At 47.7% G+C, this 14192-nt stretch carries 15 protein-coding genes and 1 pseudogene; 2 read left to right on the top strand and 14 right to left on the bottom strand.

The features are described 5' to 3' along the window. Positions 1 to 234: 234 nt before the first annotated feature. The 3 genes from ACNKU7_RS06195 to ACNKU7_RS06185 all read right to left on the bottom strand — a co-directional run bounded on the left by ACNKU7_RS06195 (position 235) and on the right by ACNKU7_RS06185 (position 2351). Positions 235 to 1890, bottom strand: coding sequence for an LTA synthase family protein (locus ACNKU7_RS06195; RefSeq protein ID WP_418296096.1), 1656 nt, complete (start codon positions 1888 to 1890; stop codon positions 235 to 237). A gap of 144 nt (positions 1891 to 2034) precedes the next feature. Further along, entirely contained in the window at positions 2035 to 2253 is a 219-nt protein-coding gene (locus ACNKU7_RS06190; RefSeq protein WP_418296095.1) for a hypothetical protein, read from the bottom strand. Between the two features lie 2 nt (positions 2254 to 2255). Beyond that, positions 2256 to 2351 carry a hypothetical protein gene (locus ACNKU7_RS06185; protein ID WP_418296094.1) on the bottom strand — a complete coding sequence of 32 codons (96 nt, stop codon included), beginning with the start codon at positions 2349 to 2351 and terminating at the stop codon, positions 2256 to 2258. 32 nt (positions 2352 to 2383) lie between these two features. Between ACNKU7_RS06185 and ACNKU7_RS06180 the strand changes: the two genes are divergently transcribed. Further along, positions 2384 to 2695, top strand: coding sequence for a hypothetical protein (locus tag ACNKU7_RS06180; RefSeq protein WP_418296093.1), 312 nt, complete (start codon positions 2384 to 2386; stop codon positions 2693 to 2695). A gap of 16 nt (positions 2696 to 2711) precedes the next feature. Here ACNKU7_RS06180 and ACNKU7_RS06175 read toward each other — a convergent pair whose 3' ends face one another. The 9 genes and pseudogenes from ACNKU7_RS06175 to ACNKU7_RS06135 form a co-directional block, all read right to left on the bottom strand. After that, the gene (locus ACNKU7_RS06175; protein ID WP_418296092.1) at positions 2712 to 3917 is read right to left on the bottom strand and encodes a DUF805 domain-containing protein; all 1206 of its coding nucleotides are present in this window, start codon (positions 3915 to 3917) and stop codon (positions 2712 to 2714) included. A gap of 963 nt (positions 3918 to 4880) precedes the next feature. After that, positions 4881 to 5459: pseudogene (locus ACNKU7_RS06170) on the bottom strand (alpha/beta hydrolase); the annotation flags it as partial. A gap of 21 nt (positions 5460 to 5480) precedes the next feature. Next, positions 5481 to 5963 carry a YcxB family protein gene (locus tag ACNKU7_RS06165; protein WP_418296091.1) on the bottom strand — a complete coding sequence of 161 codons (483 nt, stop codon included), beginning with the start codon at positions 5961 to 5963 and terminating at the stop codon, positions 5481 to 5483. A 108-nt stretch (positions 5964 to 6071) separates the two neighbouring features. Next, on the bottom strand, positions 6072 to 6791 hold the full coding sequence (locus ACNKU7_RS06160) for an NYN domain-containing protein (protein WP_418296090.1): 720 nt from the start codon (positions 6789 to 6791) through the stop codon (positions 6072 to 6074). A 72-nt stretch (positions 6792 to 6863) separates the two neighbouring features. After that, positions 6864 to 7583, bottom strand: a complete 720-nt coding sequence (locus ACNKU7_RS06155) for a methyltransferase family protein (RefSeq protein ID WP_418296089.1) — start codon at positions 7581 to 7583, stop codon at positions 6864 to 6866. A 194-nt stretch (positions 7584 to 7777) separates the two neighbouring features. Beyond that, positions 7778 to 8365 (bottom strand): class I SAM-dependent DNA methyltransferase, encoded by a 588-nt coding sequence (locus ACNKU7_RS06150; RefSeq protein ID WP_418296088.1) that lies wholly within the window; start codon positions 8363 to 8365, stop codon positions 7778 to 7780. A gap of 21 nt (positions 8366 to 8386) precedes the next feature. Further along, positions 8387 to 8617 carry an NYN domain-containing protein gene (locus ACNKU7_RS06145; RefSeq protein ID WP_418296136.1) on the bottom strand — a complete coding sequence of 77 codons (231 nt, stop codon included), beginning with the start codon at positions 8615 to 8617 and terminating at the stop codon, positions 8387 to 8389. Between the two features lie 45 nt (positions 8618 to 8662). Next, a complete protein-coding gene (locus ACNKU7_RS06140) occupies positions 8663 to 9445 on the bottom strand; it encodes a hypothetical protein (RefSeq protein WP_418296087.1) in 783 nt (260 codons plus the stop codon). 332 nt (positions 9446 to 9777) lie between these two features. Next, a complete protein-coding gene (locus ACNKU7_RS06135) occupies positions 9778 to 10278 on the bottom strand; it encodes a hypothetical protein (protein WP_418296086.1) in 501 nt (166 codons plus the stop codon). 93 nt (positions 10279 to 10371) lie between these two features. Between ACNKU7_RS06135 and ACNKU7_RS06130 the strand changes: the two genes are divergently transcribed. Next, the gene (locus ACNKU7_RS06130; protein ID WP_418296085.1) at positions 10372 to 10599 is read left to right on the top strand and encodes a hypothetical protein; all 228 of its coding nucleotides are present in this window, start codon (positions 10372 to 10374) and stop codon (positions 10597 to 10599) included. Between the two features lie 9 nt (positions 10600 to 10608). Here the strand turns inward: ACNKU7_RS06130 and ACNKU7_RS06125 are convergent, their stop codons facing one another. Beyond that, entirely contained in the window at positions 10609 to 12543 is a 1935-nt protein-coding gene (locus ACNKU7_RS06125) for a hypothetical protein (RefSeq protein ID WP_418296084.1), read from the bottom strand. 136 nt (positions 12544 to 12679) lie between these two features. After that, positions 12680 to 13954: a ribonucleotide-diphosphate reductase subunit beta gene (locus tag ACNKU7_RS06120; protein WP_418296083.1), complete on the bottom strand. Its 1275-nt coding sequence runs from the start codon at positions 13952 to 13954 to the stop codon at positions 12680 to 12682. Positions 13955 to 14192 lie beyond the last annotated feature (238 nt).

Genomic DNA, 14192 nt, shown 5'->3' with positions numbered 1-14192 from the left:
ATCGCCGTAGGCAGGCCAAACAGCGCAGTGCCTGATCGAGCGCGTGTGGCCCGAAGACGAAAAGAATACTGCCGCAGGCGCGCTACAGCCTCATGCTTAAACTCTGGGCTGTACTTTCCGCGCTGTACTTGCTGCGCTTGGTCATGAACACTCCTTTGGCATGGTGTGCCTCTTTTAAGAAGTGTCCGCAGTAACGGGGTAGAACTCTTGTTGATCTATGGGCTACAGTGCATTTTAGATGCCTCTGCTTTTTGCTAGCTGTTTTATATACTCTTTTTCGAGAGAAGATTTTTTTGGCTCATCCATAATTGGTTTTTTCGTAAGCCTCGCCCATATATTCCATGGTATTTTATAAAATTCAATCGGCTCAAGATCTTGTAGCTTTGAGTTTTCAAATAAAAGAGAAATGTTCATTCTCTCATCGAGGCTATAGATGGAGCTTCCAGTCGGCAAAGCAGGCAGGTGGTCAGATGTAATATATATGATGCTTTCCGGGTCAAGTCTTTGTAGTTCTCTTATGTAATTAGCTAAAGCATCTGTCCGATAATAAAATTGGTTTGAAATTTTTTTGATCGCCTCAATGTTAGTATTTACCTCAATGCGATCTGGGCGATCTTTGAGGTTCCGTCTAAAGGGGATGTGGCCATACATTCCCAGAACATAGTTTATAAAAGGTTTCGCATGGCTTTCCAGTCGATGCGAAACTTTGGATAGGTTGTATCTTAATAAATCGCCATCAAATATTTGTACGTCATTAGGATTCTTCCTGAAGGATTTTGTTTCTTCAAGAAAATCGACAGAGCCAAACCCGATACTCTTGTAGGCATTTCTTGAATTGAAGTAAATTGAGCTGGTAGCTATCGTTGCAAATGCTTCATATCCTTGTTCATTTAGAGAGGAAACAAAGCTTTTCATTGGTTTTCCACCAAGAACATTAAAATCGATAGAGCCAATTTGGGCTAAAGCGGGAAGGCCTACCAATAATTCAAATTCCGCTTGTGCGGTGCCCCCGCCGTACACGGGGGATAGTGTCCTTGAAAAGGTGGCGCCATCAAGAAGATCTGAAAGTGCCGGCGCCAGTGGTGATGTTTTGAACTGGGTCCCTTTTATAAGCCGAGGGTCAATAAAACTTTCTAGTACAATATAGTGAATATTACGCAGGCTATGAATTTCCCCTGGGAATAATTGGGTTTCTGGCCAGGATTGAGCATCTCCAGATATTTCCTCAAAGAGCTTTTGATACTGATCTTCAGTCGACTTGTAGTAAAGGAAGCTGGAAATGCGTCCGTTAAGTTGTACCGTCTTTGCTTCCGAGGAGTGACGTTTGATGATGTAGGGCGAGATTATACTTGGGTTTAGTGTTAATAGAATTGTGCAGGCTGCTAATACTCTAAATATATTTTTCTGAGTGGATCCTGCGTGGCGATCTCCCTTTATATTCTTCGAGAGTAATACTGAAGATAAAACCAAAGTGCCCGCTGTCAGTAGGCTCCCGGTTATTGCTAAATGTGGCGCTGACTCGAGTAGACCGGAAAAGGAGGATATATCCGAGATCCTGGGGAGGCGACCGAGAAAAAAGAATGTCGCGTCAATCAAAATGTATAAAGAAATAATAACGATGGTCGGAGATAAAATTCGAAGAGCTTGACGTTTAATTGTTGAGCAATATAAGGATAGAGTAATTAGTATAACAATTATGGATTCTGGAACGATCGAGGAGTAAAAACTTTCTAAGCCATACCATAGTCTAGGAGCCCAAACTTTAGAGGTGAAGGTGTAAGTTCCCCAGGCGAAAATGGCAATGGATAGCGAGGCCAGACTCCCGACCCATATATTGTCAGGGTTGGGATAAAATAATGTTTTTTCCCGCATGATGATCCATTTTCTCATAAACGTGCCCTTGCAAAGTAGTTGCACTTTCTTGTCAACGCTAGTGGGTAATGGTTGGTACATAAAGTGATTCCATTTTCTCTCTCCGAGCGAGAGTTGGGCCTTCTTGATTTACTTAATTTCCGGCATCTACAGTGTGGGGTGTTATCCTTGTGTTGAAAAAATTTCCATTGGTGTCGCACCATTAAGTACTGGAAGGTTGTTTTTCGTTCCTGACTTACTTTTGCTGCTATAGCGTTTGCGCATCTCGGGGCGGAAGCGGTCGAAATGGCTTTCAAAATAGCGCATGTAGCCCAGCCGACCATCGGCAGTCAGTTTCTGTACCGTCAGGAAGTCCCCGTCCCAGCGGCGTTTGTGGTACACGCTCAGCACCCGCTGCCAATGCGGCCCTGTTCGATACGGGTCACGAAGGGCTTTTCCAGTACTGCACGCTTGCCCTGCTCAAGGGCGAGTTTGGCCAATGCACAGTGTGCGTCGTTGGGGGCGGTAATGATTGCAGGTCGGCATCGCTGTCCGTGAGCAGGGCTTCGGCATCCGCATACACGGCAACATCGGGGTGTTTCGGTCGTACTTGCTCGCCCTTCGAGGTATTGACCGCGGTGAAGCGGAAGGGCGGCAGGTTCAGGATAAACGGCAGGTGGAAGGTGGTGGCGGAAAAACCGTAGCCGATGATGGAGGTTTTGATTTCCGCGGTTTTCGGCATGTTAAGGGCTACCCTGTTTTCCTTGTAGAGCTGTCTATTATTGGTGAGTTTTCTGAAGAACTTAATGGATTCCATATTCGGCCATGCATTGTTGATCAATGATATTAATTTTTATAGATCATTTGGGCGAAGATTTGCCGCCCACTCCGCCTCTTCTTACGAACTCTATTGATTCTGCAGAGATGAAATTGTATTTCCCGGTTTCATCTTCATTCCAGCCTGAAGTGACTACTGCTAGCGCGTTACCATCTTGGTCTATCACAGGTGCACCGCTAAATCCGGCTAATGCGATCGGGTCTTTCAGGGCAATATCGTATGACGCGAACGGTTCCATACCGACAATATCTACAATTTGCGCGGGCCACATCCTCTGCAAACAGTCGGCTTCTGCATATTCACATCCGGCAATGTAGACCAGCTCTCCAATTTGGGGGGGCTGATCTCTGAAGCTCAATATTTTCGCGGGAAAGTCTGGTTGTTCGATTGTATTCAGGGCCAACACGTCGAGATTAGTGCGCCCCATTGCTGGCAGGAAGTTACCTGAAATGCCAATGGAGTTTTCAGGTTGGGTGCGGGGGTGAGCTATCCAGTGTTCTATTGCGTTATCCAGCTCTTGCGGTTCGATCTCTGGCGATACACCTCCTGAATCGCCGATCAAGTGTCTGGCGGTTAGAAGTAGTGGTTTATCATCCGGGCCTGTAACCAAGAAAGCACTCGCGCCATACAATGAAGTATGCCCTTTAAAGGACGCGGCGTTGGTTAGTACGATTTGGGGATAGTCAGTTGGTGCTGATAAGGCGAGCAGTTCGCCAGTTTTAATGGGATCAGCGTATAAAGTTTGATAAATCGTGCTAGCCAATAATCCACTGCCCACCATAAGGCTGATGAGCAGGTTAGCCAAGGCAGGCTTCCACAGGCTCTTGGCAGTGTGCGGTCGGTAATCGTCACCGAAGTTACTGCGGTGTCTATCGTGTGCCGGCAATCCGTACTGGTTTTCGCTTTTGGATCCGGGGACGCAAAGCAGCACTAATAACATTAGTAAGGAAATGTAAGGGATGAAAAGCAACACGATAAGCCACCCAGGGGCGTCAAAGTCGTGGAGCCTTTGTATGGTGGGTGCTGTCACTAAAAGTAGACCAATTACCACTGATAGGCCAGTCAGAATAATGGGTAGTATGCCCAAATCTTGCGCCCGAAGTGTATAACTTATGGCTATTGAGGTTAGTGCAGGGTAGGAAATAATCAGGAAAGGGATAATACTCAGGAAAAGATATTCTTTTCTCGGAAGTCTTCTATTCAGGCTGAGGAAAACGTTTTCATACATTGCTGCAACTCCCTCGCGTGGTTCATATTTTGTAATTGTTTTGGGGAACTTCAGGTCTGTACTCTCAAGATACACTTGACTGATGCATTAAAGCAAAAATTTGAGTTCATGCCTTTAAACATACTGCTGTGAGTGCCCTTTACATTTAATGAGTGTCTTCAGTAGGTCATTGCTACTAGTGGATTACTGTTAAAAATTGCGTTTCTGCTCGATTGCTCGCGTCTCGAAGGAGTCCGCATGTGCGTGTTTAAGACTGATGCTCTTCGAGGTGTAAGCGGTCCTAATAGGTTAGCTTGGTTGTTTATCTATTGGGTGCGGGAGATATGTATTTTAAATTAGCGGGTTAGTATTTATATGTGTTGCTTTAGGTGTCAATTAATTGCTGATTAAGTTGTTATTCTTTCATTTCGATAAATTTATGATTTTTTATCTCAGGTAAATTAAGGATAGTGAAAAAAATTCTCTAAACCTGTCGTAGTTATAATTTAGATGTCGGCTGTTTTATTGATGGTTTTTATCGTAGGAAAAGATAGGTTGAAGGAACTGCGTATAGGGACTGTGGCGGCACTTTTCGGGGATAAAAAGGGTTTGCCTGGATGTGTATAAGCCTGAACTTCAGCAGTGGAGTGGAGTGGAGTGGAGTGGGGAGGGGAGGGGAGCGAGGGAGGGATTGAAATCTCAGAGGGACATATGCTTAATTTTGAATGAGTTGAAGATATTATCCAGGTAGATGGCGTTCTTGCTAACGAAGATGATGAAAGGGAGCGGGAAAAGGCTTTCGATGAATGGATTGATAGGGGCACAAAAGATCAAGGTTGAGTTAGCGGAGTCGCTGTTGCTTAATCAAGCTTGAATTAATAGCAAGTAGATGGTGGTGGCGGTTTTGATTTCGGTGGTTGCGCGCATGGCAATGTTGCCTCCAGTGTAAAGCTGCTTGCGGTATATGTCTCCGAATACCCGGATCTACCTTACATCCTGGTAAATCCAGCGCATACCGTTTTCCATTGTTTCCAGATCTCCGGTGGCGACGAACAGGTTGGCGTTCAATGACCTGTGGTGCTGCGCATATTTTGCTTCGATATCGAAGATGATGTCGTCCTTATACCAGAGAGAAGGGCTGGTCAGAATATAGCCGGAGAACAGCTCCGGCTGCGTGAGCAGAACCCAGGCACCAAACGAGCCGCCGAGCGAGTGGCCGGACAGGATCCGGCGCGATGGGTCTGCGCGGTACTTGCCTTCCACAAACGGGATCAACTCTTCGCGAATAAACTGTAAATAGCCCGGTGCACCACCGGTGGTGTATTTGACCCAGCTGGCATCCCGCTCGGGGGTAAGGTCGCGCACGCGGCTGAACTGGCCATTCTCTCCGTGGGCAAAATCAATGCCTACGACAATGGCCCTGTTGATGCTCTTGAAATGCGTCACCCCGGTGGCGACCTTGAATGTATGTGGTGGATCGTTCAGGTATAGGATCGGATAGGACGCCTTGTTGTGTTCTTCATCGAAGTACCCCGCGGGCACCTTGATGTAAATATCATAGTCGCGGCCGGGCCTGGAGAAGGCTCAAGCTTCCCCACTGGCCTTAGCGATAATCTCGCTCACCAATTCTGCTGGAAACAGCGATTTGGACAGGTACTGCCGGCCGCCGGACCTGGCCACCAGGATCAGCCCCAGATCGGTTTCAATAACGCGCTCGATATCCGGCCACAACAGCGCGGTTTGCGCATGGGCGCTCTGTGTCTGGATGCCATTTTCATCTACGGTCAACGTCACTTCACTACCGGTACCTTTTCCCCACATCTGCCGTGTTAGCCACCAGGCGCGCCGGAAGCGAATATGCAGCAGTTCCAGAATCCCCAGCGCGACCAGCATGTAGCTCACGACCTTGGGTTGCTCGGTGAAGAACAGTAACCCTGCACCCGCGGCAAGAAGCAATGCCGGGAACAGATAGTTGGGCTTGGCGCCTTTCCCATGGGGTAACGACTGGTCGAAACACTCGGCAAGGTATTCGCGGGACAGGGTAAATTGGGTTTTAAACGGTTGCACGGGAGCCACTGGTTGTTTTCGCCTGGTTGTCAGGTTTTACCTTATACCTTCCCGGAGTGATTGTAGATAGGCCATTGCGCCTGTTACTCGACATAGATCACGATGACCCTATCCGCTCTTTTTGCTTCTCCTGATATCCCGGACCAGGTAGGACTTGCCCGAGCCCCGCTTCAATTCGAACAGATCGATGGCCCGGAACAGGCTGCTCAGATTCTTGAAGCCGTAGTTGCGGCAGTCGAAAGATGCCCGGTTGGAAATGTTGGAGCCGACGGCGCCGAGGTCGGCCCAGCCATCGTCGTCCTCGGTGGCCTCAATGGCCTGGCGCAGCAGGGTGATCAGCTTGGCATCCGATTTGATGTTCTTGGGCCTTTCGCCGCTCCCCTCCTTGACCACATCTGCTTTGTCGAGGAACAGGAACTTGGAGCAGGCATTCACGAACGGCGGCGGTGTCTTGCGCTCGCCAAACCCGAGCACCACCTTGCCCTCCGCCAGCGCCCTGGTCACCATCGGGGTAAAGTCACAGTCCGAGGAGATAAAGCACATCACGTCGATGTCTTTGGTGTACATCACATCCATCGCATCGATGACCAGCGCGATATCCGAGGCGTTCTTGCCCTTGGTCAGGTCATACTGCTGCACGGGCTGGATCGCGTGTTCGTGCAGCAGCTCTTCCCAGCCCCTGAGTGAGGGTGACTTCCAGTTGCCGTAGGCCTTGCGGATGGTGACCACGCCGTATTTGGCGACCTCGCTCAGGACATCCTCGAACTTGCCCGCCGGGGCGTTATCCGCATCTATGAATAGGGCAATCTTCTGCTTGATATCGTCCATCTTGCTTCCATGGCTATTCTTCGGTTAGGGCGATTTATGTGTCAAAAATTTGATCTGAGCCTAATTATTTTCTCAGTATATCCCGGGGATCAACCGATAGCGCACGCGTCGTGCATAGTCCTGATAGCCGGGCAATTCATCCTGTAGCGTCTGGTCTTCAAGTGCGGTTCTAATCACCGTGATGATTGTTGCCACCGCCGCAGGAATCAGTGCCCACACCGAGCCCAGCGCAAGAACAATACCGAGCAGCGGAAAAATATTTCCAGCATAACCTGGGTGCCTCACAAACCGGTACGGGCCACTGTCACACACCACGTGCCCTCGATCCGCCCGAATGCACACCACGCTGAAGAAAAAGCGGTTCTCTGTCAGTGCCCATGCCGCGAAAGCGTATCCTAGCGAGATCAAAGTGAAGCCGATCACGATGAGCCATAGCGGGAATTCGGGGGACCAGTGATAGCGATGGTCCAGCCCCGCTACTACAACCATAGGGAACACGAGACTCACCGCCATCAGCGGAGCAAGCACTTTGTCCCAGGCCTTTGCGTTGTGAAAATTTTCACTACTTTGCCGTTCGGCTATCAATCCGGGGTGTCGCTGTTCCGCCCACATGCGCCCCCCTATACCAGCGGCAAAGATCAGCAGGGAATAGAGCCACGCCTGCCACCAACCGAAATCCCCACCGCATATCAGTAAAACCAGCGGGATAAGGAGGTACACCACAACCAATCTGATCCACTGGCGAGGGGATACTGTTTGCGCTGCCTCTTCTTTCACTGGCTTTTCTGACATGTCATTCCCCAAAACTAAACGTGGGTAAGTCTTTCACCTAATGCCCATAGTGGGCGCAGCCGAAGCACAGTGTAGGCTGTCTCGCGGAGGTCGCGCTATTTTGCGGTCTGAGCGCAATAAATGGGGAGCAATCTTTGCGGGATGTTTGTTCTGGTTAGTTCGCTGGAAAATTCTTGCTCAGAGCCCACATTGTCTTATTGATAGGTGCCTGTGCCCATTACAACGTCCATACGGTTTTCGCCCGTTCCCATGGAGAAGGGTAGGGTTACCTGGATGTCGGACAGGCCTGCCTCCCTGAACGCGGCTGCGATGTCCTCGCGGGTAAATCCGGTATCTTCGTTACCGTCCTCCCTCAGCCAGTCCCACTGAACCAGGCGCCCATTGCTATTCAGTAGCTCGGCCAGCAGTCGTACTGTGTCCGTGTAGTTCGGGACAAAAGCGAGTGCGGAAGAAGCGACGATCAGGTCGAACTTGTCCTGCAGTTGCCTGTTCTTGTCGATCAGTTCCCGAGTCAGGCTGGATTGTATGGTAGTAACATTGCCCAGTTGCTTGGCCTCCAGTACGGCAAGCATTTTCCCTGCTGGATCGAGGGCGACGATGCTGCTTGCCAGTGGAGCGAGACGTTCCGTCAGCAGGCCCGTGCCGCAGCCGAAATCCAGGATTCGGGCGCCTTTGCAGTTCAGGGTGTCGGTAAGGGACCGGAAGGCGCGCTCCGAATAGCTGATGACATCGCTATTACTGTCCCATCCTTCGGCATAACTATCCCAGCTGTTGTCGGTCATTACGGGTTACTTCTCCAGTGATCAGTGCGAGCTCAGGGTCGCCGGTAGTCGGTAAAGTGAAGCTATTGGCTCATCTTTGTGTTGGGTGTTTGAACGCCAAAAGTTTGATTTGACCCCAATTATTTTGAGTGAGGGTGACTTCCAGTTGCCATAGGCCTTGCGGATGGTGACCTCCCCGTATTTGGGGACCTCGCTCAGGACATCCTCGAACTTGCCCGCCGGGGCATTATCCGCGTCGATGAATAGGGCAATCTTCTGTTTTATTTCGTCTATCTTACTTCCATGCTTGGTCTGCGGTTAGGGCAATATATGTGTCAAAACTTTACTTTGACCCGAATATTCAGTTATTAATAGTTTGCAGCTGGTTTGATTGATAATTTCCTTCGAATTTTTTACAAAATTTCTTATCCAAATTTTATTGGTTTCAAAATTAAAGCGAAAAAAATCTTCGACTGTCAAAAAAGAGGTTCCGGAGTATGATTCTACGTTTATGCTGCTTGTGGCATTTCCGTACAGGTTAATTTGGTGGGGTACTTTAGATTTTGTTTTTTTCTTTAAGGCTGGAAGTGCAGTTTTAAACCTAATTGAATAAATTTCAGAGTATACGAGAGGGGTGATGTGGGCAGTGTGGGTGGATAAGAAAGTATCAATTTCGGATTCAATTTCATTTATCTCTTCGATTGTAATGTGGTCAATTGTGTCGAGTGATCCGCTCCAATTTTTTGCGAAAGATTCTAGGTTGTAAATTGCTAATAAGGTTTCTCCGCAGGAGTCTTGCCCTATTATTGTGTTGAAACTGTCTTGACCGAGAAAAAGATGTGAGATTCTTTTTATTAGGTTGATAGTCGCTTCATTCGCAATTTTCTTATCTTCGATTTCCTTTTCTACTATTTTTTCGTTTTCAACTATTTGGTTGTACGTCAATATGACTGATATAGAGGCGGTTGCGAGGCCGATTAAAAGGGCGGCCCAGCCTAGCCGTGTTATTCTGTCAAGCTCTTTGTTCCAGGTTTTTCCTCGAATTGCGATTAGAAGAGATGTGAATGTTAGTATCGGCAATAGTATTTTTAAGTAAGGCATGATTTAAATTTCCTTATAAAATGGGTTGCGAGAAAAATGAGATAAGAATGGGGTCAGAATAAAGTTGCGGCACCTAAATTATTGATGATTCCGGGTTCCATGGCTTTTTCGCTGAGCTCTATATGCCTAGGCTTCGGGGTGCAAGTTAATTAATTATTGTAGCCATTTTTATCGCAAGTAATTCTCTATGGATTTGCGGTCCAGTGACTATGGGAAAACAAGACTGGGGTCAGGTTAACATTTTGGTGTGCGGATTCTCTGCTGCTATTAGCGCCAAAGCTTTACTCTGATCCTAATGTTTCTTTTGTGGGTCATGTCTAACAGAGATGTGCTTATTTTAATGTGGTTTTGTACGGGCCATATTTGGAGCCATAAATATCTTGATAGTCAATATGCACTTTGATCCCCATTTTTCCCAAATGCCACAGCTGCGAAATTTCTCCGAACTCAGCGTCTGTATATCCCTGTGACGTAGACACGAATGCTAAAATCCTTTCTTCATTTGGCTTTAATACTGTCTTTTTAGGTATGTTTATATATGTTTCGAATGCTTTATTTATTTTCAGGAATCGGTAAATTTTGTTGGTTGTAATATCATTTTTGGTGAATCTGGCTTCAGTAATAATCGCGGGGCCTAAGCCGACATTCACCAGTTTTATGCCAAGTTTTCCATCATAATTTATCGTTCTTATTTTTAGTATTGGTTGCGCACTCTTTGTTGCTCGAAGATCTTCTCTTTCTTGCTGGGTCTTAAAGCTGTATACAGAAAATAATAAAGCGCACAATGCAATAAGAACGCTGCTCAATCCAGTAATGATCTCTATTTTTTTCACAATACATTCCTAATGATGTGGTTGGCGTCGTATTCGGACGCATTTAACGCGGGGCATTTTGGGTGCGTAAGCTATGAGAGAAGAGCAACATTGTTGAGTAAAGGTCAGTCCTCGGCCTTTTGGTTTACTTTTGATTTTTTCGCTCAGGATGTCCTCGAAATTGTTCGCATGGGCATTGCTCACGTCGATGAAAAGAGCAATCTTCTGTTTAATTTCGCCCATCTTGAATTTTTGATTGTTCAAGGGTTGGGGCGATATATGTGTCAAAACTTCGATCTGATCCCATTTGTTATCACCCCGTTTATTATCTTATTAATATGACCACATTTGTTATGTCATTTCCTCAATTATCACTGAATTTTCTTCAATTGGAATTTCTAGACTTCTACAGCGCTTTTTAAATAGATAGTTGTGATATTTAGAGTGAATCGATTGTTTAATTCCCTTAAGTGAGAAGCCAAAAATCAGGCTTGTAGAGGAGATCAGTAGTACGAAGTATGTGTAGGTGTCTGGGATTATCTTCGATAGCTGTGGGGATAATCCTCTGGTGGTTCCGAGAGCAATGGCTAAAATGCACAATGCATAAATGAAGTTAACCAAAATTTTTGAGTCTTTATGTGCTTCCCAGTACATGTTTTTCTGTATGCTGGATATTCTTAGTTTGTTTTTCTCTAGTTCCTTTAGAGTCGATTTGTGCTGATCTTGCTCGTTAAGTAATTTTTCTGTTTCTTCCTGCTTGATTTCATTTTCGGCAATTTCAAGTGCTCGCAGTATTGATTTCTCGTTGAGGCTGTCTTCTTCACCAAGAGTTAGGTCTTTCAGTGCCTGTTGCGCATGATAGCTGCTACGCAGGAGCTGGTGGTCTCTTGGGTTAATTTTTCCTGCCGCTTCCAGTTTGTCAGCTTCGGCCAAAACTTTATGTAAGAAATCATCTGTTGGTCTGGCGGTTGCATATGCGAATGCCATTACCTCTCTTTGAGGTAAAAGAGGTGCACCAAGTGGTGCCTTTAGCCAAGCTATATTGGATATGCTGAAGTCAGTGATAACTGAAGATACTTCAGGGCTGTTCTCAATTTTTTTCCCATATTCGAAGGCTGCAGACGCGAAGCCGCTATTACTCGTAATTAGTGCTCCTTTACAGTTTTCAATTTTGTTGGGTTGAGTCCCCTTCCTAATGGCGAATATTGAGCGAACGGAATTTACATCAACTGCGCGAGCTTTAGGGTTGTTGTATAGAACCTCTTTGTTCAGGATTTCTTCAAATTTTTGTTCATCTATTTGATATTTTGTGCTGTAGGAAGGGGTTGGTTTATATGATATTCCCAGATTCTCAAGTGACTCTCTCGAATTTTCCGCGATCAATATGAGGTCAGACTTTCTTAAGCTCGATTTTCTCGCCTCATAAACTATTGACCCTCGTCCCTCTTGTGAGTCGATGTAATCTGAAGAGGACTTGATTGTATTTACTAGTTCTTCCAATGTATGAGAAAAGAAATGAACAGTTGCTCCTAGCGACGTTAGCTGAGATATGAGCTCTATTGTTGCCTGTTTGTTTATTGCGCCGTCTAGACCAAGTAACTTAAGTAAAATTGGGGTGTCTAGATAAAAGCTGACGCCATTATATGATTTTGATGAAAAATCTAGGTCGGGGCATAAAAGAGCGTTTGCGAGCATGTGCCCCTTAACTAAAAGGATAAAATTCTCAAAGTGAGTGGGAGCTGTTTGCTCTATATGTTCGATAAATTTACTTACTAAAACCAACTTCCAGTCTTTTGCATCTAGATGGTTAGGTAAGGCGGTGCCTCTTAAAAAAGACTTCAAACACGAAACTGAGAACTTAGATAAGAATAGAGTGATTGCCTCGAAGGCGTCATCATCATTTAACTCTCTCTCATATTGCTCCTTTGCGAAAGACACCAAGTTCTTTGATGTGGCGTTTATCTTTCTTTCGGCATCTGTTTTTTCTTGTAATAGGGAGGTCGTGCTGGGGAGCTCTCCAGTAACAACGAATCTTCCATGTTTTTTTTGTAGAATTCCGTCTTTTGCTAGCCGTTGTAATAGTATTTGTGTGGTTCTCGGGGGTATTTCAAGCCCGAAGAATTCCTTTATCTCTTCTGATACTTTGGAGTCGGAAATTGGAGCGTTCTCTTCACACCTACTAAGTGAGTGGATAACAAATGGTCTTAAGTATTCGAGGTAATCCTTTCCACTGTCTATATGTACTTTCAGCATAGCAAGGCTTGAAAGGGTTGTGTCTCGACTCATTATTTCTCCACGCAAAACAATTTTTGCCAAAAAAAAGCGGATGCATCTCGCGATACATCCGCTCTCAATACCTCTCTTCCTGTGAGCGACTCTTTCTTGTAGTAAATCCTTTCCTACAGTCGTGGTCTTTAGTGGTTTACCACTGCAGTGCACCACCGGTCTGGTATTCGATAACCCGTGTTTCGAAGAAGTTCTTCTCCTTGCGCAGGTCCATGATTTCGGACATCCACGGGAAGGGGTTCTGGGCGCCCGGGAACTGTTCTTTCAGGCCCAGCTGGCTGAGCCGGCGGTTGGCGATGAAGTGGAGGTATTCTTCCATCATCGCTGCGTTCATGCCGAGTACGCCGCGGGGCATGGTGTCGCGGGCGTAGGCCACTTCCAGTTCCATACCTTCCAGGATCATCTGGGTCACTTCCTGCTTGAACTCTTCGGTCCACAGGTGCGGGTTTTCCAGCTTGATCTGGTTGATCACGTCGATGCCGAAGTTCAGGTGCATGGACTCGTCGCGCAGGATGTACTGGAACTGCTCGGCAACGCCGGTCATCTTGTTGCGGCGGCCCATGGACAGGATCTGGGTGAAGCCACAGTAGAAGAAGATACCTTCGGTAACCGCGTAGAACGCGATCAGGTTGCGCAGCAGTTCCTGGTCTTTCTCTACGGTGCCGGTCTTGAAGTTGGGGTCGCTGATGGAGCCGGTGTGCGCAAGGCTCCAGGCGGCTTTCTTGGCGACGCTCGGTACTTCGCGGTACATATTGAAGACTTCGCCTTCGTCCATGCCCAGGGACTCTACACAGTACTGGTAGGCGTGGGTGTGGATGGCTTCTTCAAAGGACTGGCGCAGAATGTACTGGCGGCACTCCGGGTTGGTGATGTGGCGGTAGATGGCCAGCACCAGGTTGTTGGCTACCAGGGAGTCGGCAGTGGAGAAGTAACCCAGGGAGTATTCCACGATGCGACGCTCGTCCTCGGTCAGACCGTTGGGGTCTTTCCACATGGACACGTCTTTGTTCATGTTCACTTCCTGCGGCATCCAGTGGTTGGCACAGCCGTCGAGGTATTTCTGCCAGGCCCAGTCGTACTTGAACGGTACCAGCTGGTTCAGGTCGGCGCGGCAGTTGATGATGCGCTTCTCGTCTACCTGGATACGGGCAGCGCCCATTTCCAGTTCTTCGAGGCCCGGGGCGATGTCCAGTTCGGCAATGGCGGTACGGGCTGCTTCAACGGCGCTGCCAGCGGGTGCGCTCTGGGCCGCGGTCGGTGCCGGGGCACTGCTGGCGCTACCTGCTGCGTAGGTTGCGCCGGGTTCGGTGACTGCCTGCTGCTCGGATTGCAGCGCACCCGGCACCGGTTGCGGTTCCTGCTTTTTCTGTTCGGGTTTGGGCTGTGTTTCGAAATCGTCCCAGCTGAGCATGACTTCCCCTTTTCTTCTTTGCTGTGATTCCCCGTGCCGGTAGGGCGGGCAGGGCAATCAAAAGTGTGTGTTGTGCAGCCTGCGCCCGGCCCGGGCTTTTACTCTTGTTTTGAGTAATTCGCCCGGTGCCGGGGCGGCGCTTATGGTCTTGGTTGCGCGTGGCCGTGACGGGCACGGTGTTGCGCGGTTGCTCTCCCCCGAGAGTCTTGAATTCTGCCGCGGATCCTTATGCAAAGAT

The organism is Microbulbifer weihaiensis (assembly GCF_048323715.1).
Classification (GTDB): Bacteria; Pseudomonadota; Gammaproteobacteria; order Pseudomonadales; family Cellvibrionaceae; genus Microbulbifer.
The sequence above is the reverse complement of the archived record's forward strand: the minus strand, read 5'-3'. Positions and strand labels throughout refer to the sequence as shown.